At 71.1% G+C, this 20589-nt stretch carries 18 protein-coding genes and 1 tRNA gene; 7 read left to right on the forward strand and 12 right to left on the reverse strand.

The genetic code is table 11. From position 1 onward, the window contains the following. Positions 1 to 31: 31 nt before the first annotated feature. The 4 genes from FM125_RS09690 to FM125_RS09705 all read right to left on the reverse strand — a co-directional run bounded on the left by FM125_RS09690 (position 32) and on the right by FM125_RS09705 (position 3336). Entirely contained in the window at positions 32 to 1231 is a 1200-nt protein-coding gene (locus FM125_RS09690) for a glycosyl transferase (RefSeq protein ID WP_245232147.1), read from the reverse strand. Then, a complete protein-coding gene (locus FM125_RS09695; RefSeq protein WP_082739657.1) occupies positions 1228 to 2505 on the reverse strand; it encodes a glycosyltransferase in 1278 nt (425 codons plus the stop codon). The genes FM125_RS09690 and FM125_RS09695 overlap by 4 nt, the downstream gene beginning before the upstream one ends. A gap of 267 nt (positions 2506 to 2772) precedes the next feature. After that, positions 2773 to 2845: transfer RNA gene (locus FM125_RS09700), tRNA-Ala, on the reverse strand. Next, on the reverse strand, positions 2836 to 3336 hold the full coding sequence (locus tag FM125_RS09705) for a VanZ family protein (RefSeq protein ID WP_143745335.1): 501 nt from the start codon (positions 3334 to 3336) through the stop codon (positions 2836 to 2838). The genes FM125_RS09700 and FM125_RS09705 overlap by 10 nt, the downstream gene beginning before the upstream one ends. 181 nt (positions 3337 to 3517) lie before the next feature. On the opposite strand from FM125_RS09705, the gene FM125_RS09710 reads away from it, so the two are divergent. Both FM125_RS09710 and FM125_RS12150 read left to right on the forward strand, forming a co-directional pair. Continuing rightward, positions 3518 to 5215 (forward strand): sodium:solute symporter family protein, encoded by a 1698-nt coding sequence (locus FM125_RS09710; protein ID WP_087134462.1) that lies wholly within the window; start codon positions 3518 to 3520, stop codon positions 5213 to 5215. A gap of 32 nt (positions 5216 to 5247) precedes the next feature. Then, complete coding sequence (locus FM125_RS12150) at positions 5248 to 5376, forward strand: putative transporter small subunit (RefSeq protein WP_209279948.1); 129 nt, start codon at positions 5248 to 5250, stop codon at positions 5374 to 5376. Positions 5377 to 5484: 108 nt separating this feature from the next. Here FM125_RS12150 and FM125_RS09715 read toward each other — a convergent pair whose 3' ends face one another. The 3 genes from FM125_RS09715 to FM125_RS09725 are packed head-to-tail and all read right to left on the reverse strand — an operon-like array spanning position 5485 to position 8608. Continuing rightward, a complete protein-coding gene (locus FM125_RS09715; protein ID WP_087134463.1) occupies positions 5485 to 6147 on the reverse strand; it encodes a LutC/YkgG family protein in 663 nt (220 codons plus the stop codon). Further along, entirely contained in the window at positions 6144 to 7694 is a 1551-nt protein-coding gene (locus FM125_RS09720) for a LutB/LldF family L-lactate oxidation iron-sulfur protein (protein WP_067189545.1), read from the reverse strand. The genes FM125_RS09715 and FM125_RS09720 overlap by 4 nt, the downstream gene beginning before the upstream one ends. Beyond that, positions 7691 to 8608 carry a (Fe-S)-binding protein gene (locus tag FM125_RS09725; protein WP_087134464.1) on the reverse strand — a complete coding sequence of 306 codons (918 nt, stop codon included), beginning with the start codon at positions 8606 to 8608 and terminating at the stop codon, positions 7691 to 7693. The genes FM125_RS09720 and FM125_RS09725 overlap by 4 nt, the downstream gene beginning before the upstream one ends. Before the next feature lie 361 nt (positions 8609 to 8969). On the opposite strand from FM125_RS09725, the gene FM125_RS09730 reads away from it, so the two are divergent. Both FM125_RS09730 and FM125_RS09735 read left to right on the forward strand, forming a co-directional pair. Continuing rightward, a complete protein-coding gene (locus tag FM125_RS09730; RefSeq protein WP_087134465.1) occupies positions 8970 to 10643 on the forward strand; it encodes an L-lactate permease in 1674 nt (557 codons plus the stop codon). Then, entirely contained in the window at positions 10640 to 11389 is a 750-nt protein-coding gene (locus FM125_RS09735) for a FadR/GntR family transcriptional regulator (RefSeq protein ID WP_180525485.1), read from the forward strand. The genes FM125_RS09730 and FM125_RS09735 overlap by 4 nt, the downstream gene beginning before the upstream one ends. A 130-nt stretch (positions 11390 to 11519) precedes the next feature. On the opposite strand, the gene FM125_RS09740 is transcribed toward FM125_RS09735, so the two are convergent. The 4 genes from FM125_RS09740 to FM125_RS09755 all read right to left on the reverse strand — a co-directional run bounded on the left by FM125_RS09740 (position 11520) and on the right by FM125_RS09755 (position 14681). After that, on the reverse strand, positions 11520 to 12263 hold the full coding sequence (locus tag FM125_RS09740; protein ID WP_087134466.1) for a hypothetical protein: 744 nt from the start codon (positions 12261 to 12263) through the stop codon (positions 11520 to 11522). After that, positions 12253 to 12459 (reverse strand): hypothetical protein, encoded by a 207-nt coding sequence (locus FM125_RS09745; RefSeq protein WP_070639951.1) that lies wholly within the window; start codon positions 12457 to 12459, stop codon positions 12253 to 12255. Before FM125_RS09745 ends, FM125_RS09740 begins: the two co-directional genes overlap by 11 nt. Positions 12460 to 12605: 146 nt before the next feature. After that, positions 12606 to 13103, reverse strand: a complete 498-nt coding sequence (locus FM125_RS09750; RefSeq protein ID WP_087134468.1) for a DUF456 domain-containing protein — start codon at positions 13101 to 13103, stop codon at positions 12606 to 12608. A gap of 102 nt (positions 13104 to 13205) precedes the next feature. After that, complete coding sequence (locus tag FM125_RS09755; protein ID WP_087134469.1) at positions 13206 to 14681, reverse strand: helix-turn-helix transcriptional regulator; 1476 nt, start codon at positions 14679 to 14681, stop codon at positions 13206 to 13208. Between the two features lie 273 nt (positions 14682 to 14954). Between FM125_RS09755 and aceA the strand changes: the two genes are divergently transcribed. Both aceA and aceB read left to right on the forward strand, forming a co-directional pair. Next, positions 14955 to 16256: an isocitrate lyase gene (gene aceA / locus FM125_RS09760; protein ID WP_067189559.1), complete on the forward strand. Its 1302-nt coding sequence runs from the start codon at positions 14955 to 14957 to the stop codon at positions 16254 to 16256. Positions 16257 to 16324: 68 nt separating this feature from the next. Next, positions 16325 to 18004 (forward strand): malate synthase A, encoded by a 1680-nt coding sequence (aceB, locus tag FM125_RS09765; RefSeq protein WP_067189586.1) that lies wholly within the window; start codon positions 16325 to 16327, stop codon positions 18002 to 18004. A 113-nt stretch (positions 18005 to 18117) separates the two neighbouring features. On the opposite strand, the gene pdxS is transcribed toward aceB, so the two are convergent. Continuing rightward, positions 18118 to 19059, reverse strand: coding sequence for a pyridoxal 5'-phosphate synthase lyase subunit PdxS (gene pdxS, locus FM125_RS09770; RefSeq protein ID WP_087134470.1), 942 nt, complete (start codon positions 19057 to 19059; stop codon positions 18118 to 18120). Positions 19060 to 19316: 257 nt separating this feature from the next. Between pdxS and ald the strand changes: the two genes are divergently transcribed. Continuing rightward, positions 19317 to 20471 carry an alanine dehydrogenase gene (ald, locus tag FM125_RS09775; protein ID WP_067189563.1) on the forward strand — a complete coding sequence of 385 codons (1155 nt, stop codon included), beginning with the start codon at positions 19317 to 19319 and terminating at the stop codon, positions 20469 to 20471. The last annotated feature ends 118 nt before the right edge of the window (positions 20472 to 20589 follow it).

Raw genomic sequence — 20589 nt, forward strand, 5'->3', positions numbered from 1 at the left:
GCCGGAGGTCAGCGCGGCCGCCGCCCGGCGGTCAGCGCGGCTGCCGCCCGGCGATCGTGCGCTCCACGGCCCGTTCCCACAGGTCGGCGTACTCGTCCGGCGGGGTGAGCAGGGCGGCAGCCAGACGGTCCGCGGAGCCCGGGTCCTCGGCCGCGGCCTGCACAGCGCCGGCCCAGTCGGTCACCGGGTCCTCCCAGACGGCCCAGGGCACCCCGGCGCAGCGGCGGGCGGCCTCGGCGAATCGGTGCTGTTCCGCGAAGGGGCGCGGTTCCGGGGCCATCACCACGGGTCGTCCGGAGGCGACCGCCTCCACGGTGCCGCCGTGGCCTGCGGAGACCACCACGAGGTCTGCGGCGGCGAGGACCCCGGGGACGTCCTCGGCCCACCCGTGGAGCACGAGGTTCGCGGGAAGTCCGCCCTCCCCCGCACGCGCCGGGGCGGTCCCGTCGGTGGCCCTGTGGGCGCTCGCATTCCTCTCCGTCTTCCTCTCCGTCGCCCCGGCGGAGAGGGAGGCGGGGGCCTCCTGCTGTCCCTGTCCGCGCACCGGCCCGTGCACGTGCCAGACCGCCTGCGGGACCGCCTCCGCCGCACGTCGGAGCGCGTCCACGGCCACGCCCCCGCCTCCGGTGGCGGTGAGCACGGCGATGTGCGCTCCCCGGAGGCCGGCCGGGGGCGTCGAGGCCCTCCGCTCGAGCCGCCCCGTCAGATCCGCCGAGCCGAGGAAGGTCGTCCGGTCCCCGTGCTCGGCCCGCCACCGCGGGTCCTCGAGTTCGGCACGGTAGTGGGCGAACAGGTGGTCGGCCTCGGCGTAGACGATCCGGTGGGCCGCGTCCGTCCGGTCCCCGTGCATGCGGCGGTGTGCCACGGGGTAGCCGGCCAGGCGCAGGAACAGCGCGGCCTCCACGGACACGTCCACCACGGCGGCCTCGGCGCCGGTCCTGCGGGCGGCGTCGAAGAGCGCGGCGAACCGGTCTCGGATCGCCGGGCCGGTGGGTGTGTGGTGCAGCGGCGACCCGGTGGGCTGGACGTGACCGTCCACGAGGTCCGAGGGCAGGGGCAGCACGGCCGGGCGGGGCACCCGCGCGGTGGCAGCGGCCCGGCCGACCACCTCCGCCGCGCGCGCGTGCGCCGAGACCACGGTGAGGTCGAACCGTCCCGTGCCGGCTGCCGCGGCTGCATGCTGCAGGTGTCCGGAACCGTGCTGGTGCGCGTAGTAGAGGACGCGCCTCACACCGTGCCCCACGGACGCTCTGGGCTGCAGCGGTGCGCCTGTCCTGTCCGGTTCGACGTCGGGCCGTTCGGCCCCGGCCCCAGGCCCGGCCCCGGCCCCGGCCCCGGCCCACGGTCCGCCGAAGACGTGCTGCGCTGGATCGCCTGACGGAGCAGGGCGTCGTAGGACTCGGCCATGGCGGCGGCGCTGAAGGTCTGTCCCCATGCCCGGGTGGCGGTGCGGCTGCGTGTCCGGGCGGTGTGCACGGCGGCGGTGAGGGCGGCGGCGGTGTGGTGCTCGGCCAGCGCCCCGGCCTGCGGCGCCACCACCTCGGCCATGGCGCCGGTCAGCACGGCCGCCACCGGGGTGCCGACGGCCATGGCTTCCACGGCGGTCAGCCCGAACGGCTCGGCCCACAGCGGGGTGACGAGGCAGACCTCGCCCTCCCCCATCAGCGCGGCGACCTCCGCGTGGTCCAGGTGCCCGCGGTGCACCGTGTCCTCCCCGAGCAGCGGCAAGACCATGCGCTCCACGTAGTCGTGGTCTGCGATCGGCCCGGCGAAGTGCAGCTCCATCCCGGCCCCGCGCGCGGCCTCGATGGCCATGTGCAGGCCCTTCTCCTCGGTGATGCGGCCGACCCACACGGCGCGGCCGGGGACCGGTTCGGAGCCGGACTGCCACAGCTCGGTCTCGATGCCGTTGTGGACCACGTCGATCCCCGGGATCCAGTGGGACCAGGTGGCGGCGTTCGCCGCGGACACCGAGGCCCAGCGGTGGAGCGGAGACGGCCGCCAGCCCGGGCGGCCCAGGACTGCCAGCACCCGGGGCAGAGTCGCCGGGGTGTGGAGGACCGTCAGCATCGGCAGTTCCTCCAGGAGCTGCAGCGGCACCGGGGAGAGCGAGTTGTTCAGCACGGCGTCGAATCCGCCGCCGAGGACCTGCTGGCAGGCGGCGGTCAGCGCGGCGTCCATGACGTCGTCCGACGGCGGCGTCCACGGCTCGGCAGACCACCAGCGCGTGCCGTTCACCGGGGTCTGGCACTGCTCCTGCACGCCGTCCGCCTCAGGCGCCGGCCGCGGACCGGGCAGGACAGGCAACGTCGGTACCACGGTCACCGACCCTGCCCGAGGCCCGACGTCCCGGGCCTCCAGATCGCTGCCTTCCCGGGCGAAGACCGTGACATCGTGACCGAGCCGCGCCAGGTGGCGGACCGTGAGCGCGGTATGTGCCTCCAGCCCACCGTCGAACGGGGGACGCAGGGGATGGCGCGGATGCGCGAGCAGTGCAAGACGCACGGTGCCTCCTCAGGAAGGGCGATTCGCCGCACACCGGGTGGGCCTGCATGACGCAGCGGGTCCAGGGGTGCACCTGGACTGCCCCCGACGGGAACGGCGAAGCGCGGATAGAACCTGACTGTATGCCATGGGGCGCCTTCGACCGTTTGAGTCCCTCTGCCACGCCTGTGAGCAGTCCTGCGCACAGCCCGTCACCCTGCACCGATGCGTCCTGCGCACAGAAGAAAAAGGGCCAGAATCTCAACGATTCCGGCCCTTATCCAGCTGTGGAGCTAAGGGGAATTGAACCCCTGACCTCGTCATTGCGAACGACGCGCTCTACCAACTGAGCTATAGCCCCGTGCTCACTTGCCTTGCGAGAGGCACCCGTGAAGCATACTCCCGTTCGCGCCCGGCCACCAATCCGCGCTGCAGCCGGCGTCCGACGGCCACGGCGAGCACCACGCCCACCACGTCCGAGACGATGTCCCAGAGGTCTCCCGAGCGCTGCCGCACGAACGTCGCCTGCGCCCACTCGCTGACCGGGGCGTGCACCAGGAACGGCACGGACCACCAGGCGCTGCGTCCCAACACCACGGCCGCCAGCGTCGGCGCCGCGAACACCGCCACGTGGATGAGCTTGTCCAGGAAGGGGATCTCGAACCCTTGCGCGGGCAGGTCCTCCCCCGGCAGATAGAGGACCACCAGGTGCGCCGCCACGGCGAGCACGAGCAGCACGGCCCACGCCCAGGCCGGCAGCAGGGGGCGTCGTCCGTGCGGCCCGCCGCCGTCTGCCGTCGGCCGGGCACGACGGCGGCCACCTCCTGCTCGTTCCGGGTGCGCTCCAGGCATGCAGACCAGCATACGAAGCCCCGTACCCCACCACCGCCAGGTGAACGCTCCCTGACTTCCTGGTGGAAACTCACAGTCGATCCATGACATGGTCATCTGCGGACCCGGCACGTGCGTGCGCCCCTGACGCACGCTGCCCCGGGTCCGTTGTCCTGTGTCCACACTGACGAAAGGAACCTGCATGCCGCCCGCTTCGGACGGAGCAACACTGACCACCCTCGGCGTCGTCGGCGTCGTCGTCCTCCTGCTCGTCTTCTACGGCGGCACCATGTGGATGTCGGTCGCGATCTCCCGGCGCAAGGAGAACGCAGACTCCTACATGACCGCCGGCAACAAGATCGGCTTCGGCATCTCCGCCGCCTCCATGACCGCCACCTGGATCTGGGCGTCCTCCATGTACGCCTCCGCCTCGGCCGGCTACACCTACGGCATCTCCGGCCCCATCCACTACGGCCTGTGGGGCGCGCTGATGATCCTGTTCATCTACCCGTTCGGCAAGCGCATCCGCACCGTCGCACCGCGCGCCCACACCCTGGCCGAGGTCATGTACGCCCGCCACGGCCGCTCCTCCCAGCTGATGCTCGCCGGCTCCAACGTGCTCGGCTCGGTCATCTCCCTGACCTCGAACTTCATCGCCGGCGGTGCGCTGATCGCCATCCTGTCCCCGCTGCCGTTCGGCGCGGGCATCCTGATCGTGGCGGCCGGCGTCCTGCTCTACACCCTGTGGTCCGGCTTCCGCGCCTCCGTGCTGACGGACTTCGCACAGGTCATGGCGATGCTCGGGGCCTGCGTGGTCATCATCCCGGCCGTGTTCTTCGCCGCCGGCGGACCGGCCATGTTCGAGGCCGGCGTCGCCGCAGGCAACGTGACCGCCGAGCAGCAGGACTTCTTCTCCTCCGAGGCGTTCATGAAGCAGGGCGCGCCGTACATCGCCGCCGTGCTCGCCTACGCGATCGGCAACCAGACCATCGCCCAGCGCCTCTTCGCCGTGCGCGAGGACCTGATCAAGCCGACCTTCGTCACCGCCACCATCGGCTACGGCGGCTCGGTGATCGGCATCGGCATGCTCGGCGTCATGGCGCTCTACCTCGGCATCACCCCCATGGACGGGGACGTGAACAACCTCATCCCGCAGATCGTCGCCGAGTACCTGCCGCTGGCCGTCGTCGCCCTGGCGTTCCTGATGATCATCGGCTCGTTGTCCTCCACCGCGGACTCGGACCTGTCCGCCCTGTCGTCGATCGTCATGGCGGACATCTACGGGCAGTCCAAGGGACGCGGCAACGCGGACCCGAAGACCATGCTGCTGATCGGCCGCATCACCATGATCGTGGCCACCGCGGCCGCCCTGTACTTCGCCACGGCGAAGTTCAACATCCTGGACCTGCTGGTGTTCGTCGGCGCCCTCTGGGGCTGCCTGGTGTTCCCGGTGATCGCCTCCTTCTACTGGAAGAAGGTCACCAACGCCGCGTTCACCGTCTCCGTGCTGGCGGCCCTCGCCGTGTTCCTGCCGGTCCGCTTCGGCTGGTTCCCGGTGGACGGGCTGTGGGGCATCGTGGTGGAGGCGCTCTGCGTGATCGGCGTGGGCGTGGTCCTGGGCATCATGGCGTTCGGCTTCTTCGGCCCGACCGCCGGCAAGCTCGTGGGCATCGCCGCCTCCGTGGCCATGTGCTTCGTGGCCTTCGGGTTCCTGCGTGACTACCTCGAGCTCTCCGGCGCCCTGGTGGCGTACGCGGTGTCCTTCCTGGTCTGCTACCTGATGTCCTTCCGCTCCACGCAGGAGTTCGACTTCGATCGCATCAAGCAGGTCACCGGCGACTTCGACGACCGCGACCTTGCGGCCACCGCCGACGAGAAGCAGACCGCCGCCGCCCGCTGAGCACACCGACCGACAACAGAGAGGCAGCTGACATGACCGTCGCCCTGACCGTGTACGTCCTGATGTGGCCCGTGATCGTCTTCGGCGTGCTCGCCGTGATCGCCGGCAACTTCTTCAAGGAGATGCGCGAGGCCCGCAGGCAGGGCCGCCCGATGATCTGACCGGTTCCGGACGGACCGTCCTCCGCGCACCCTGCGCACACAGCACGGCGGGGACGAGGCACAATCGCCTCGTCCCCGCCGTCGTGTCTGCCTCGGCGCCTCAGCGCCTCAACCGAGCAGGATCACATCCAGCCGGCGCGGCCCGTGCACGCCCTCCACACGCTCCAGCTCGATGTCACTGGTGGCGGAGGGACCGGAGATCATCGTGATCGGCGCGGTCGGCTCGAGCCGCTCCAACGCCTCCGGGATCAGCTCCACCACGGACTCCAGCGGCACCACGCAGATGTGGTGGTCCGGCACCAGGGAGATCGCCCGGCGGCCCTCGTCGGGTCGGCCGGAGAGGAAGATCGTGCCGGTCTCGGAGCAGGAGACGGTTGAGCTCGTCACCACGGCGGAGACCTCGTTGAGCTCCCGCGTGCTCAGCACGCGCCGCTCCTCACCGGCGTCTGCGGACCCGACCGCCGGCTCGGTGAGCCGGCGGGCCTCGGGTGCGCCGCCGTCGTCGGGAAGCCAGGAGGCCTCCAGCCCGGAGGGGACCACGTAGGAGGAGGCGTCGGTCAGCAGCTCGCTCACGCGGGTGGCGACGGTCTCGGCGGTCTCCCGGTAGACGTTGGCCCGGTAGTCCTCGAGGCGGTCCACGAGCTGCTCGACCACCTGCTCACGGCTCGCCTCGGAGACGCGGCGGTAGTCACGCTCCACCGTATCCGGCTGCGGCCGGTCCGCCAGTGCGGTGCGGATGCGGCCGAGGATCTCGTCCTTCGCGGTGCTCATGCCTGCTCCTCCTCGGAGGTCGTGGTCTGCTCGGCATCCTGCTGACCGCTCCCGCTACGGTTCCTCTTCCACCAGTGGCGGAAGGACTCCTGGGGCGGGGCGGGCACGTCGCGCTGGTCCGTCCAGCCGCCGGCAATGCCCGGCAGCCAGCCGAGCTTCGCGTCCTTGCCGGCGAGCAGGCGTCCCACCGGCAGGCCCCGCTCGGCCAGGCTCATCAGGGAGCCGGAGGACATGACCGTGGAGGCGCCCTTCATCATCAGATCCATCTGGGACGGCACCGGGACCTTCTTCTCCGCCTTCTTCCGGGCGTGGGTGGCCTGGACGTCCTGGTCGCGCAGGTGCACCAGGATAGACGGGATGTCGATGGCCACCGGGCAGACGTCGTAGCAGGCGCCGCAGAGGCTGGACGCGTAGGGCAGGGTGCCGTTGGCCCCGTCCTCCACGCCGGTGAGCTGCGGGGAGAGGATCGCGCCGATCGGGCCCGGATACACGGAGCCGTAGGCGTGGCCGCCGGTCTGCTCGTACACCGGGCACACGTTCATGCAGGCCGAGCAGCGGATGCAGTGCAGGGCCGAGCGGCCGGCCGGGTCGGAGAGCACCGCAGAACGGCCGTTGTCCAGCAGCACCAGGTGGAACTCCTGCGGGCCGTCGCCGGGCGTGACGCCCGTCCACATGGAGGTGTACGGGTTCATGCGCTCGCCCGTGGAGGAGCGCGGCAGCAGCTGCAGGAAGACCTCGAGGTCCTGGAAGGTCGGCACCAGCTTCTCGATGCCCATCACCGTGATCAGCGTCTCCGGCAGGGTCAGGCACATGCGGCCGTTGCCCTCGGACTCCACCACGGACAGCGTGCCGGTCTCGGCCACGCCGAAGTTCGCGCCGGAGATCGCCACGGATGAGCGCAGGAACCGCTCGCGCAGATGCCGCCGGGCGGCCTCGGCCAGATCCTTCGGCTCGGAGGTCAGGGACTCGTCCGTCTCCTCCATCTCCCGCACGAAGATGTCCCGGATCTCGTTCCTGTTCTTGTGGATGGCCGGGACGAGGATGTGCGAGGGCTTGTCATGCCCCAGCTGGACGATCAGCTCCGCGAGGTCCGTCTCGGTGGCGGCGATGCCCTCGGCGTTCAGCGCCTCCTCGAGCCCGATCTCCTGGGTGGCCATGGACTTGACCTTGATGACCTCGTCCACGCCCTTGGCCTTGACCAGCTCGGTGACGATCCGGTTGGCCTCCTCGGCGTCCCGGGCCCAGTGGACCACGCCGCCGCGGGCGGTGACATTGGCCTCCAGCTGCTCGAGCAGCGCGGGCAGGTCCGCCATCACCTGCTGCTTCAGCGCCGACCCGGCGGCACGCAGCCGCTGCCAGTCCGGCAGCTCGTCCACCACTCTGGCCCGCTTGGCACGGATGGAGTGGGTGGCGTGGCGGATGTTCTTGCGCATCTGGGCGTTGCCCAGCTGCGTGCGGGCCGAGTCCGGGAAGGGCTCGTCCAGGGTGATGTGGCCGTGGCCGTATGCGGGACGGACGGTCGGCATGCCCAGGTCGGTGCGGCTCATCGGGAGACCTCCTCGGTGGTCGGCTGGGAGGCGGGCTGAGTGGCGGAGGCCGGTGCCGTCGTCGCGGTGTCAGCGGATTCCCGACGACGGACGGTCGCCTTCCCGCCCGGAATGGACAGTTCCAGCGGGCCGGAGACGTCCAGGGGCTCCTCACGGGTGGAGGCGAGGATCTCGGCCAGGTGGACGGTGCGCAGCGGGGTGCCGTCCGCGCCGGTGGAGCCCCGGCGGGACATGGCCCCGCCCAGGTGCATGAGGCAGGAGGCGTCCCCGCCGGAGCAGAGCGAGGCCCCGGAGGCGGTGACGTTGGCGATCTTCGCCTCGGCCATGGCGCCGGAGACGTCCGCGTTCTTCAGGGCGAAGGTGCCGCCGAAGCCGCAGCACTCCTCCGCGTCCGGCAGCTCGTGGAAGTCGATGCCCCCGACGCTGCGCAGCAGGTCCTTCTGCCGGTCGCCGAGGCGCAGCAGGCGCATGCCGTGGCAGGAGGGGTGGTAGGTGACGGCGTGCGGGAACCAGGAGCCGAGCTGGGCGGCGGAGTCGGTCACGCCGAGCACGTCCGTGAGCAGCTGGGCGAGCTCGTAGGTGCGGGAGGCGACGGCCTCGGCGTCCTTGGCCAGGCCCTCGTCCCCGCCGCGGCGGGCGACCATCGGCTGCTGGTGGCCGAGCGAGGCGACGCAGGAGCCGGAGGGGGCCACGGCGAGGTCGTAGTCCGCCTCGGTGAAGGTCTTCACGTGGTTGCGGACCACCGGCAGGGCGTCGGCCATGTAGCCGGAGTTCACGTGCATCTGGGCGCAGCACCCCTGGCCTGCAGGGAAGACGACCTCGTGGCCGAGGCGCTCCAGGATCTGCACGGTGGCGTGCGCGACCCGCGGGTACATCGCATCCACGATGCACGTGGCGAACAGGGCGATCTTCATGACGCTCCTCCATGGAGGCTGATGTGCGGGTTCGGTTCTCACGCGGAGGCCGGGCACGGCGGCGTGGCCGTTCCCCGGACCGTCCGGGCGCCCGGGGCGGCCCGCGGGCCAGGGACCGACGACACCACCCCGATGTGGTCAGACCATAGCGCGCGGTGACACGGGGCACAACACCTGAGGGGCAGGGCGGCGGAATCCCCCGCCCGGGACGAAGTGACGTCCGGACGTATCGTCCCGTGTGACGTCCGGCCGGATCATCCCGCGCTTGCCAACTGTGACCCGGGCCATATACATTCTGCGGTCAGACCACAGTGGTCAGTCCACAGCTGTCCCGCCTGCCCGCACACCACCAGGAGTCACCGTGTCCACGTTCACCGCCACCACCGACGCCGTCGGCGGAAGCCTCGGGCTCTCGGCGCTGCTCGGCGCCGTCCCGCTGCTGACGTTCTTCCTGCTGCTGATCATCGTGAAGGCCAAGGCCTGGCAGGCCGGCATCGCCGCCCTCGTGGCCGCGCTCGCCGTCGCGATCCTCGGCTACGGCATGCCGGCGCCCCTGGCGCTGCTCTCCGCAAGCCAGGGCGCCGTGTTCGGCCTGTTCCCGATCGTCTGGATCGTGGTCATGGCGCTGTGGTTCTACCAGGTGACGGTGCTCTCCGGCCGCTTCGAGGACATGCGCGCGATCTTCGACTCGATCGGCGGCGGGGACATCCGCATCCAGGCCGTGCTGATCGCCTTCTGCTTCGGCGGCATGCTCGAGGCCCTCGCCGGCTTCGGCGCCCCCGTGGCCATCACCGCCACCATGATCCTGGCGCTCGGCCTGCCTCCGCTGAAGGCCGCCACCGTGGTGCTGATCGCCAACACCGCGCCCGTGGCTTTCGGCGCCGTCGGCACCCCCATCACCACCGCCGGCCAGCTCACCGGCATCGACGCCGCGCACATCGGCGCGATCGTCGGCCACCAGGCCCCGTTCGTGGCGATCTTCGTGCCCTTCCTGCTGGTCGCGCTGATCGACGGCCTGCGGGGCGTGAAGGACACCTGGCCCGCCCTGCTGGTGATCGGCGGCGTGTTCGCGGCGGGCATCTGGTGGTCCTCCGCGCACTTCTCCTACGAGCTCACCGACGTGGTCGCCTCCCTGGCCGCCATGGCCGCCGCCGTGGTGCTGCTCCGCTTCTGGCGTCCGAAGGGCGCGGCCGAGGCCTCCGCCCGCCTCGGCATCGAGCCGAGCAAGACCTCCGCCCAGGAGCTCACCGGCCGCCGCATCTGGATGGCCGTGTTCCCGTACCTCGCTGTGGTGACCGTGTTCGGCATCGCCAAGCTCTGGACGCTGGGCGTGGACGTCCCCGCGTTCCTCAAGTCCACCGACGCGACCATCCCGTGGCCCGGCCTGGACGGGCACCTGCTGGACGCGGCCGGCGAGCCGATCGGCGGCACCGTCTACTCCCTGCAGTGGCTGTCCTCCCCGGGCACCCTGCTGCTGATCACCGGGCTGATCGTGGCCGTGGTCTACACCGTGTGGAACGACGGCGGCTCCCGCCCCCTGTCCTTCGGCGACGCCCTCGCCGAGATCGGACGCTGCTTCTGGCGCATGCGCTTCTCCGCCCTGACGATCGTGCTCGTGCTGTCCCTGGCCTACGTCATGAACTTCTCCGGCCAGACCCTGGCCATGGGCACCGCGATCGCCGGCGTCGGCGCCGCCTTCGCCTTCCTCTCCCCCGTGCTCGGCTGGCTCGGCACGGCGGTCACCGGCTCGGACACCTCCGCGAACGCCCTGTTCGCCACCCTGCAGCAGACCGCCGCCCACAATGCCGGCCTGGACCCGGCACTCATGGTGGCCGCGAACACCTCCGGCGGCGTGGTCGGCAAGATGATCTCCCCGCAGTCCCTGGCGATCGCCGCCACCGCCGTGGGCATGGAGGGCCAGGAGTCCGCCGTGTTCCGCAAGGTGGTCGGCTGGTCGCTGCTGCTGCTGCTGGCCGTCTGCACCCTGGTGTTCCTGCAGTCGAACGTCCTGCACTGGCTGGTGCCGGCACCGTGACCGGCTCTCCCACGGGCCGCACCTCCGCCGTCGTCCTGGAGTGGCTCGAACAGGAGCTGCGCGCCGGCTCGATCAAGGTCGGGGACAAGCTCCCCGGCGAGCGCGTCCTGGCCGAGCAGTTCGGCATCTCACGGCCCTCCGTCCGCGAGGCCGTGCGCGTCCTGGACGCCATGGGCCTGGTCCGCACCGCCGCCGGGTCCGGGCCGAGATCCGGCGCGATCGTGATCTCCGAGCCGTCCGCCGCGCTGACGTGGGCGCTGCGCATGCACGTGGCCACCCAGGCGCTGCCCGTGGCGGACATCGTCTCCACCCGCCTGCTGCTGGAGACCGGCGCCGCCCGCCGCGCCCGCGGTCCGCACGGCAAGTCCGGCGAGGAGGCTCAACAGATCCTGCGCCGGGCCTGCGAACTGCTGGACCGCATGGACTCCCCGGACCTGCCGGCCGAGGAGTTCCACCATCTCGACGCCGAGTTCCACGTGCTGCTGTCCACACTCGGCGGCAACGTGGTGGTGGAGACGATGATGAAGTCCCTGCGCGAGGCCACGGTCGGCTACGTGCAGGAGACCGTGGCCGGCCGCCGGGACTGGGACGACGTCCGGGCCCGCCTGCAGCAGCAGCACCGGCAGATCCTGGCCGCCTACACCGCCGCGGACACCGAGACGACCGTGGCCGCCCTGCGTGAGCACATCCTGTGGTTCTCCTCCCTGGCGCTGGACGAGCAGGAGCAGGACGCGATCGTGGAATGACCCCCGGCACGGCCCCTCGGACCTGCGGCCCCTCCGCTCCTGCGAAGCCCTGAGGCGAGGGCGCACGGCTGAGGCGAGCGGCCGTCGTCGGGAAACGGGCGCGGAGGCGGCCAGCCGTCAGAGCGCACGTTCACAGCGAACGGAGCCTGTCCTCTCGTGTCCCCGGCTCAGCACCGGCCATGCCCGTCCAGTCGACCGTGTATCCGAGGGCACGGAGGGACCGTACTGCGGTCTGCGGGTCGTCCCGGACCGCACTGCCGAGTTGCCGTTTCCTCCATCGTGCCCGTCCCTCATCCCAGCGGGCGAAGGCGTCCGGGTGACGGTCCAATCCGAACTCGTCGGCCAGCATCGTCAGCACGTCCTCCAGGCACGGCCTGAACCGGTGTCCACCAAGGGGGAAGTGGAGGTCCTGGATCGTGGGCAGGTATCCCGGCTCTGTACGCTTTCGTCCGGTCCTCGACGCACTGCCCGACTTCACCATGAGGTAGGTCATCGAATCGCGATGGGCATGGATGTGGAAGTGCGCAGACGGTGTCCGATTCGCCGACCTCTCATACTCGAACCGGAACAGCGGGTGCTTTTTCGACACTGCTGCCGAGACGTGGAAGTGTGAGCGCTCCACAGCCAGGAACCGCCCCTCGTGGTCGAACGCGCAGTCGAAGCGCACCTTCAGGAGGATCAACTTCTCGCCGCCGACGAGAAGGTCGATCCCAGTGTCCGGGGACTGCGCGACAACGACCCTGTCACGTCCTTCCACGCCCATGGCACGAAAGGGGACGCACTCGGGGTTCGCCCATTGCACGGTCCGTGTGAGCTCGTCCGCGAAGTCCGCTGCCGCCTGCTGAAGATCGTCGGTTCCCGGGTCAGGCGCCAAGGAGGTACTCCAGCGTCGAGAGGCGGTCGAAGAGAGCCTGCTCGTTCTCATCGAGCCGGTAGGCCTCCGCCTCACGGCGAAAGGCCTCGACACTGCCGTAGCGGCGTTCAAGCCTTGCCTTCAGTGTGGCCAACTGCTGGGTTGCCTCCTCGACAGAGAGCATTTCCGGCATGACTGCACCCATCGTGCTGTTCACCTCCTGTGCGGACCTCGGATCGGATCCGACTCCACACCCACTCGACATGCTGGGCGTCAGGCTACGGACTGGTTCGGACAGGATAAGGCGCCTCATACGTCCGAGGCGAGCGGCCGTCGTCGGGAAACGGACGCGGAGGCGGCCGCTCAGGCGAAGAAGTGCACGAGCGCGCCGAGGGTGACCATGGACGCGGCCAGGCAGGCGCAGGCGAACTCGATGAGCATGCCCAGGCCCATCGCCTTCAACGCCCCCACGGAAGAGGACAGCGCGGCACGGACGTCCCTGCGGCGGGCCCACTCAGCGCCGAACAGGCCCGCGGCGAAGCCGACGAACAGGCCGACCACCGGGATCACGACCATGCCGATGACGCCGGCGACGATGCCGACGAGGATCGGGCCGCGCGGCACCCGCTCGCGGTACAGACGGCGCCCGGTGAGGACCGCCGAGGCGGAGGCCCCGGCGATCGCGAAGCCTGCGGCGATCAGGCCGAACGTCCACGAGGCGGTCGAACCGAGGACCCACGCCCAGGCCACCGCAGTGACCGCGGTCAGCACCGAGCCGGGCAGGATCGGGTAGACGGTGCCGAACGCCCCCACGGCGAGCAGCACGAGGGCGACGACGGTGGCGACGACGGCGAGCTCCATGGGGATCAGTATGCGCCAGCCACGGCGGATCCGGTGACCGGGGCGGCAGGGGCCTGCTGCGCCGACGGCTGCGCCGGAAGGGGCCTGCTGCCCGGCTGCGCGTTACTCCGGCGGCCAGCGCCCCTCCTGGGTCTGCAGGAACTCGAACACCTGGACCTCCTCCACCCCCGGGAACGCGCCGCTGGGCATCGCCGCGAGCAGGTGCGCGTTGGCCCGGGCGGCCGGCCAGGCCTGTCCTCCCCACGCCGCCTCCAGCTCCGGCGAGGGCATCCGGCAGCATTCGGGGTCCGGGCACCGGCTCGTGGTGCGCGCGGAGGTGTCGTGTCCGCGCATCCACTTGGCCCCGTCGAACGGGACGCCGACGGACAACGAGTAGAAGCCCGTGGACGTCGGCTCCACCACGGCAGCGCTCCAGAACGTGCCGGCCGGGGTGTCCATGTACTGCGGAAACGCGCCGATGTGGTCGGCCACGTCGAAGACCTTCCGGCTCACCCAATGACGGCACGCCGTCTGCCCCTCGATCGCCCCAATGTGGTCCGTGGGAAACGGGATGCCGTCGTTCTCATAGGCCTTGTGGAACACCCCTGACTCGTGGACCTTCGCAAAGTGGCAGGTCAGCCCCAGATGCTCGGTGGCGAGGTTCGTGAAGCGGTGGGCCGCGGACTCCCATGAGACGCCGAAGCGGTCCCGGAGGTCGTCCACGGACATGTCCCGGCGCTCCTTCGCCTCCAGCAGCAGGCGCACCGCGGCGCGCTCCGGCATCATCATCGCCGCGGCCAGGTAGTTCGTGTAGACGCGCTGCCGCAGGAAGTCCGCATAGTCCTCCGGCTCCCCCAGGCCGAGCACGGAGGAGCACACGGCCTGCAGCAGGACGGCGCGGGGATCGTGATCAGGGCGCCGAGACCGGGCCAGGTAGATCCTGTGGTTCTTCAGGTCCGTGACCGATCGCGTGGAGTGCGGCAGGTCCGGCACGAAGCGCACGGCGAAGCCCAGGTGCGCGGCCAGGGCGGAGACCTGGTGGTGGGTCAGCGGACCGTCCGCCGCGTCCACCACCTCACGCAGCTGCTGAGCTGTGCGCTCCAGGTCCGGGTAGTGGTTCCCGCACGCACGCATCTCCTCCCGGAGCGCGCTGTTCGCCCGGCGCGCCTCCTCCGGTGTGGAGACCCGCTCTGCCATCTGCCGGTCGAGTTCCGCCTGGAGTCCGGCGATCACCTCGAGGACCTCGTCCGGCGTGCGCGGGCCGATCTTCAGGGCCGGCAGGCCCAGCCGCTGGAACAGCGGGCCGCGCTGGGCCCGCTCCACGGCCACCTCCAGGGCTGCACGCCGGCTCGGAGCCTCCGGGCGCAGCAGATCCTCCACGGCCACGCCGTACACCTCGGCGAGCTCGGACAGCAGGCTCAGCCGCGGCTCACGATGCCCGTTCTCGACGAGCGAGAGGTGAGAGGCGGTCACCCCCACCCGGTCCGCGACGTCCGAGAGCGTCCTGCCCGCGCCGCGGCGCAGATGGCGCAGGCGGCGCCCCAGCACGAGCGAGTCGGCACGCGGGGCGGTGTCCGTGGGTTCCGGGGCGGAAGTCATGGCGACGAGAGTAACCGCGGTCACACGCCGACGCGAGGGCAATCTGTCACATTTCACGGTGCTTTCTCCGATGGGGAGTCGGATGCCTGCAGTTCTCGCGTTCGTGCGTGAACTCCGGCATTTCTTGACAGACCGGGAATCGGGGCGGAAATTTCCTGCGCCGATCGCCGCCAGGCGCCTCCGCCCGGGTCCAGGGTGGTGTCCACACCCCGGGAGGCGACGCCGCAGACCGCAGCCGAGCAGCCCGCCCTTGACCCAGAAAGGACCAGGACGATGACCGACCTGAACACCACCGCCCCCACCGCCGAGCAGCTGCAGCAGAGCTGGGACACCGACTCCCGCTGGGCCACCGTCGAGCGCACCTACACCGCCGAGGACGTGGTCCGCCTCCGGGGCCGCGTCCAGGAGGAGCACACCCTCGCCCGCCGCGGCTCCGAGAAGCTCTGGGAGCAGCTCACCGCCGAGCACGCCGAGGGCAGGTTCACCAACGCCCTCGGCGCCCTCACCGGCAACCAGGCCGTCCAGCAGGTCAAGGCCGGCCTGCGCGCCGTCTACCTCTCCGGCTGGCAGGTGGCGGCCGACGCCAACCTCTCCGGCCACACCTACCCGGACCAGTCCCTGTACCCGGCCAACTCCGTGCCGCAGGTGGTGCGCCGCATCAACAACGCCCTGCTGCGGGCGGACCAGATCGAGCACTCCGAGGGCATCCAGTCCGTCGAGGACTGGCTCGTGCCGATCGTCGCCGACGCCGAGGCCGGCTTCGGCGGCCCGCTCAACGCCTACGAGCTCATGAAGTCCATGATCACCGCCGGCGCCTCCGGCGTGCACTGGGAGGACCAGCTGGCCTCGGAGAAGAAGTGCGGCCACCTCGGCGGCAAGGTGCTCATCCCCACCGGCCAGCACATCCGCACGCTCAACGCCGCCCGCCTGGCCGCGGACGTCGCCGGCGTCCCCTCGGTGATCGTGGCCCGCACGGACGCCGAGGCCGCCACCCTGATCACCTCGGACGTGGACGAGCGCGATGCCGAGTTCATCACCGGCGAGCGCACCGCCGAGGGCTTCTACAAGGTGCGCAACGGGATCGAGCCCTGCATCGCCCGCGCCAAGGCCTACGCCCCCTACTCCGACCTGATCTGGATGGAGACCGGCACCCCGGACCTCGAGCTGGCGAAGTCCTTCGCCGAGGCCGTCAAGGCCGAGTTCCCGGACCAGATGCTGGCCTACAACTGCTCGCCCTCGTTCAACTGGAAGAAGAACCTGGACGACGACACCATCGCGAAGTTCCAGCGCGAGCTCGGGGCCATGGGCTTCACCTTCCAGTTCATCACCCTGGCCGGCTTCCATGCCCTGAACCACTCCATGTTCGACCTGGCCAAGGGCTACAACGAGCGCCAGATGTCCGCCTACGTGGAGCTGCAGGAGCGCGAGTTCGCCGACGAGGCCCGCGGCTACACCGCCACCAAGCACCAGCGCGAGGTTGGCACCGGCTACTTCGACGCCATCTCCACCGCCATCAACCCCGAGTCCTCCACCGTGGCCCTGAAGGAGTCCACCGAGGCCGGTCAGTTCCACTGAGCCGCAGGCCCACCGGCTGAGCCGCAGGCCCAGCCGGACCTGCAGAGATCGAAAGGGATCCCCTCATGATGACCTTGCAGACCACCCACTCCGACACCACCGTCAACGGCGTGCGCGTGCTCGGCGCCCCCGTGCCCGGCCAGGACCGCGTCCTGACCCGTGACGCGCTGGAGTTCCTCGCCACCCTCCACCGCGCCATGGAGCCGCGGCGCCAGGAGCTCATGGAGCTGCGCACGGAGCGCCGGCGCGCCATCGCCGAGGGCGAGCCCCTCGACTTCCGTCCCGCCACCCGGACTGTGCGTGAGGACGCCTCCTGGAGAGTCGCACCCCTGGCACCCGGCCTGCGCGACCGCCGGGTGGAGATCACCGGTCCGGTGGACCGCAAGATGACCATCAACGCGATGAACTCCGGGGCGAAGTGCTGGCTCGCCGACTTCGAGGACTCCTCCACCCCCTCCTGGGAGAACGTGATCGCCGGACAGGTCAACCTGCACGACGCCATCCGCCGGACCATCTCCCTGACCACGGCCGAGGGCAAGGAGTACAAGCTGGGCGGCGTCCAGCTCGTGGACCGCCCCACCATCATCGTCCGGCCCCGCGGCCTGCACCTGATGGAGGACCGCATCCTGGTGGACGGCGCCCCCGTCTCCGGAGCCCTGGCGGACTTCGCGCTGTACTTCTTCCACAATGCGCGGGAGCTGCTGCGCCGCGGCCGCGGCCCCTACTTCTACCTGCCGAAGACGGAGTCGCACCTGGAGGCGCGGTGGTGGAACTGCGTGTTCGTCCGGGCCCAGGACCTCCTGGAGATCCCGCAGGGCACCATCCGCGCGACGGTGCTGATCGAGACGATCACCGCGGCGTTCGAGATGGACGAGATCCTCTACCAGCTGCGCAACCACGCCGCCGGGCTCAACGCCGGCCGCTGGGACTACATCTTCAGCATCATCAAGACCTTCCGCGAGCGGGGCGAGGACTTCGTCCTCCCGGACCGGTCCGAGGTCACCATGACCCAGCCGATGATGCGCGCCTACACCGAGCTGCTGGTGCACACCTGCCACCGGCGCGGCGCTTCCGCCATCGGCGGCATGGCCGCCCAGATCCCCAACCGCAGGGACCCGGAGGCCAACGCCGCCGCGCTGGACAAGGTGCGCGCGGACAAGACCCGGGAGGCCGAAGACGGCTTCGACGGCTCGTGGGTGGCCCACCCGGACCTGGTGCCCGTGGCCATGGAGGTGTTCGACGACGTCCTGAAGGACGCCCAGAACCAGATCCGTTCCCGCAAGCGGGACGACGTGGTGCCGGACGCCGCCGCGCTGGTGGACGTCAAGGCCACCACCGGGTCCATCACGGAGCAGGGGCTGCGCATGAACATCGAGGTCGGCATCCGCTACGTGGAGTCCTGGCTGCGGGGCAACGGCGCCGCCGCCATCCACAACCTGATGGAGGACGCGGCCACCGCCGAGATCTCCCGCTCCCAGATCTGGCAGTGGATCCATGCCGGGTCCTCCGCGCGGCTGGCCGACGGCGGCGAACGCACGGTGACCCGGGAGTGGGTGGAGCAGCTCACCGAGGAGGAGTTCGGCCGGATCGAGCGCTCTGAGGGCGATCGGTTCGACGACGCCCGGGAGATCTTCACCGAGGTCGCGCTGGCCGAGGAGTTCCCGGACTTCCTCACCCTCCCGGCCTACGAGCGGTTCCTGTCCGCCGCCGCACGCCGGCGCGCAGGGTCCTTCGCCGACGCCGCCTGACCCGGCGTTCCGGCCTCACGCGGGGGTCGGTGTTCCTCAGCTGCGGAACACCGGCCCCCGCGCCGCGCGAACGCACGCGAAGGCAGCGCGCGAACGCACGCGCAGGCCTCGGCTCACCAGCCCCGCTCGGCCAGGCGGTGCGGGGCGGGCAGGTCCGCCACGTTGATGCCCACCATGGCCTCGCCCAGGCCTCGGGAGACCTCGGCGATGGCGTGCGGGTCGTCGAACTGGGCGGTGGCCTTCACGATCGCCGCGGCACGCTCGGCCGGGTTGCCGGACTTGAAGATGCCGGAGCCCACGAACACGCCGTCCGCGCCCATCTGCATCATCAGGGCGGCGTCCGCCGGGGTGGCCACGCCGCCGGCGGTGAACAAGACCACCGGCAGGGTGCCGGTCTCGGCCACCTCGCGCACCAGCTCATAGGGGGCCTGCAGCTCTTTCGCCGCCACGTACAGCTCGTCCTCCGCCAGCCCCTTCAGCTGGGCGATCTCCTTGCGGATGGTGCGGATGTGCTTGACGGCCTCGGAGACGTCGCCGGTGCCCGCCTCGCCCTTGGAGCGGATCATGGCCGCGCCCTCGGTGATCCGGCGCAGCGCCTCGCCCAGGTTGGTGGCGCCGCAGACGAACGGGACGTCGAAGTCCCACTTGTCGATGTGGTTCACGTAGTCCGCCGGGGAGAGCACCTCGGACTCGTCGATGAAGTCCACCTTGAGGGCCTGCAGCACCTGTGCCTCCACGAAGTGGCCGATCCGCGCCTTCGCCATCACGGGGATGGACACGGCGTCCACGATCCCGTCGATGAGGTCCGGATCGGACATGCGAGCCACCCCGCCCTGCGCGCGGATGTCCGCCGGGACGCGCTCGAGCGCCATGACGGCCACGGCGCCGGCGTCCTCGGCGATCCGCGCCTGCTCCGGGGTGACCACGTCCATGATCACGCCGCCCTTGAGCGTGTCCGCCAGACCGCGCTTGACCCGGGTGGTGCCGGTGCCGCGGGCGCCGTCGTCGGCAGAGCCGGCGGTGGAGGGCGAGAAGGAGGTGGTGTTCTGGCTCATGCGGATGCTTCTCCGATCTGCTCGGGCGGGAGGGCGTCTTCGCCCTGCTGCCGCCGATGTCTCACGGGCCTCGCGTCGGGCCCGCGCCAAGAGACCATCGTGCCACCGCGTGACGGCGCGCGCCGCCACCGCCGGGCGGGCTCCGGCCGGCGGGCACGTCCGCGCGTCATACAGGACCGTCCGACCGTCCCCGCGCACACGGCGCGCCGATCCGTGGATGCTGTCCTTTCCGGCCCGCTCCGCCCTACTCTGTCCGCATGCTGATCGGAGTGCCTGCAGAGATCAAGGACAACGAGCGCCGCGTTGCGCTCACCGCCGCCGGAGTGACCGAGCTGGTCCGGGACGGCCACACGGTGGTCGTGGAGGCCGGGGCCGGCGTCGGCTCATCCGTCACGGACGACGCCTATGCGGACGCCGGCGCGGAGCTCGTGGAGACCGCGGACGAGGTGTGGGAGCGCGCGGACCTGGTGCTGAAGGTGAAGGAGCCGGTGGGCCCGGAGCTGAAGCGCATGCGCCGGGAGCAGGTGGTGTTCACCTACCTCCACCTGGCCGCCTGCCCGGACACCGCCAAGGCCCTGCTGGAGGCGGGCACCACGTCCATCGCCTATGAGATGGTCACCCGCCGCGGTGCCGCCGGCACCACCCTGCCCCTGCTGGCCCCGATGTCCCAGGTCGCCGGCCGTCTGGCGCCCATCGAGGGCGCCCACCACCTGCTGCAGGCCCAGGGCGGCTCCGGCGTGCTCCTGCCCGGCGTCCCCGGCACCCGCCGTGCGAAGGTCGTGGTGGTCGGCGGCGGCGTGGCCGGCGAGAACGCGGCCATGGTGGCCGCCGGCATGGGCGCGGACGTCACCGTGCTGGACGTGAACCTCGAGCGCCTCGCCCAGCTGGAGCTGGTGCACCAGGGCCGCTTCCGCACCCTCGCCTCGAACCACCACACCCTCGCCGAGCAGATCACCGATGCAGACCTGGTGGTGGGCTCCGTGCTCATCCCGGGCGCCGCCGCCCCGAAGCTGGTCACCGAGCAGATGATCGAGTCCATGCGCCCCGGCTCGGTGCTCGTGGACATCGCGATCGACCAGGGCGGCTGCTTCGCCGGCTCAAGGCCCACCACCCACACCGACCCGACGTTCCTCCAGGGGGACAAGGTCATGTACTGCGTGGCCAACATGCCCGGCGCGGTGCCGCAGACCTCCACCGCGGCCCTGACCAATGCCACGCTCCCCTACGTGAAGAAGCTCGCCGCGAAGGGCTGGCAGGCAGCACTCGCCTCGGACCCGGGCTTCGCCGCGGGCCTGTCCACCGTCGACGGCACCCTGCAGCACCAGTCCGTGTTCGATGCCCTCGCCGAGCCCCTCGGCCTGTCCCAGGACACGCTCCGCCCGGTCCACGACGTCTTGCGCGTCACCGACTGAGCAGAGGCCGGCCCACGACGGCGGCCGCCCACCTCGCGGAGGTGGGCGGCCGCCGTCGTGGGTGAAAGGGGTGCGGGCGCCGAAACTCGACGGTCTCCCGAACGAAAACGCCCGGGAA

Origin of the sequence: Micrococcus lylae, from assembly GCF_900163825.1 — a bacterium.
In the GTDB taxonomy this organism is placed as follows: Bacteria; Actinomycetota; Actinomycetes; order Actinomycetales; family Micrococcaceae; genus Micrococcus; species Micrococcus lylae.

Coding starts and splice junctions, on each gene's coding strand:
- FM125_RS09705 (WP_143745335.1), bottom strand. CDS start 3,336: ATGCCTGGAGCGCACCCGGAACGAGCAGGAGGTGGCCGCCGTCGTGCC.
- FM125_RS09710 (WP_087134462.1), top strand. CDS start 3,518: ATGCCGCCCGCTTCGGACGGAGCAACACTGACCACCCTCGGCGTCGTC.
- FM125_RS12150 (WP_209279948.1), top strand. CDS start 5,248: ATGACCGTCGCCCTGACCGTGTACGTCCTGATGTGGCCCGTGATCGTC.
- FM125_RS09715 (WP_087134463.1), bottom strand. CDS start 6,147: ATGAGCACCGCGAAGGACGAGATCCTCGGCCGCATCCGCACCGCACTG.
- FM125_RS09720 (WP_067189545.1), bottom strand. CDS start 7,694: ATGAGCCGCACCGACCTGGGCATGCCGACCGTCCGTCCCGCATACGGC.
- FM125_RS09725 (WP_087134464.1), bottom strand. CDS start 8,608: ATGAAGATCGCCCTGTTCGCCACGTGCATCGTGGATGCGATGTACCCG.
- FM125_RS09750 (WP_087134468.1), bottom strand. CDS start 13,103: ATGGAGCTCGCCGTCGTCGCCACCGTCGTCGCCCTCGTGCTGCTCGCC.
- FM125_RS09755 (WP_087134469.1), bottom strand. CDS start 14,681: ATGACTTCCGCCCCGGAACCCACGGACACCGCCCCGCGTGCCGACTCG.
- aceA (WP_067189559.1), top strand. CDS start 14,955: ATGACCGACCTGAACACCACCGCCCCCACCGCCGAGCAGCTGCAGCAG.
- aceB (WP_067189586.1), top strand. CDS start 16,325: ATGACCTTGCAGACCACCCACTCCGACACCACCGTCAACGGCGTGCGC.
- pdxS (WP_087134470.1), bottom strand. CDS start 19,059: ATGAGCCAGAACACCACCTCCTTCTCGCCCTCCACCGCCGGCTCTGCC.
- ald (WP_067189563.1), top strand. CDS start 19,317: ATGCTGATCGGAGTGCCTGCAGAGATCAAGGACAACGAGCGCCGCGTT.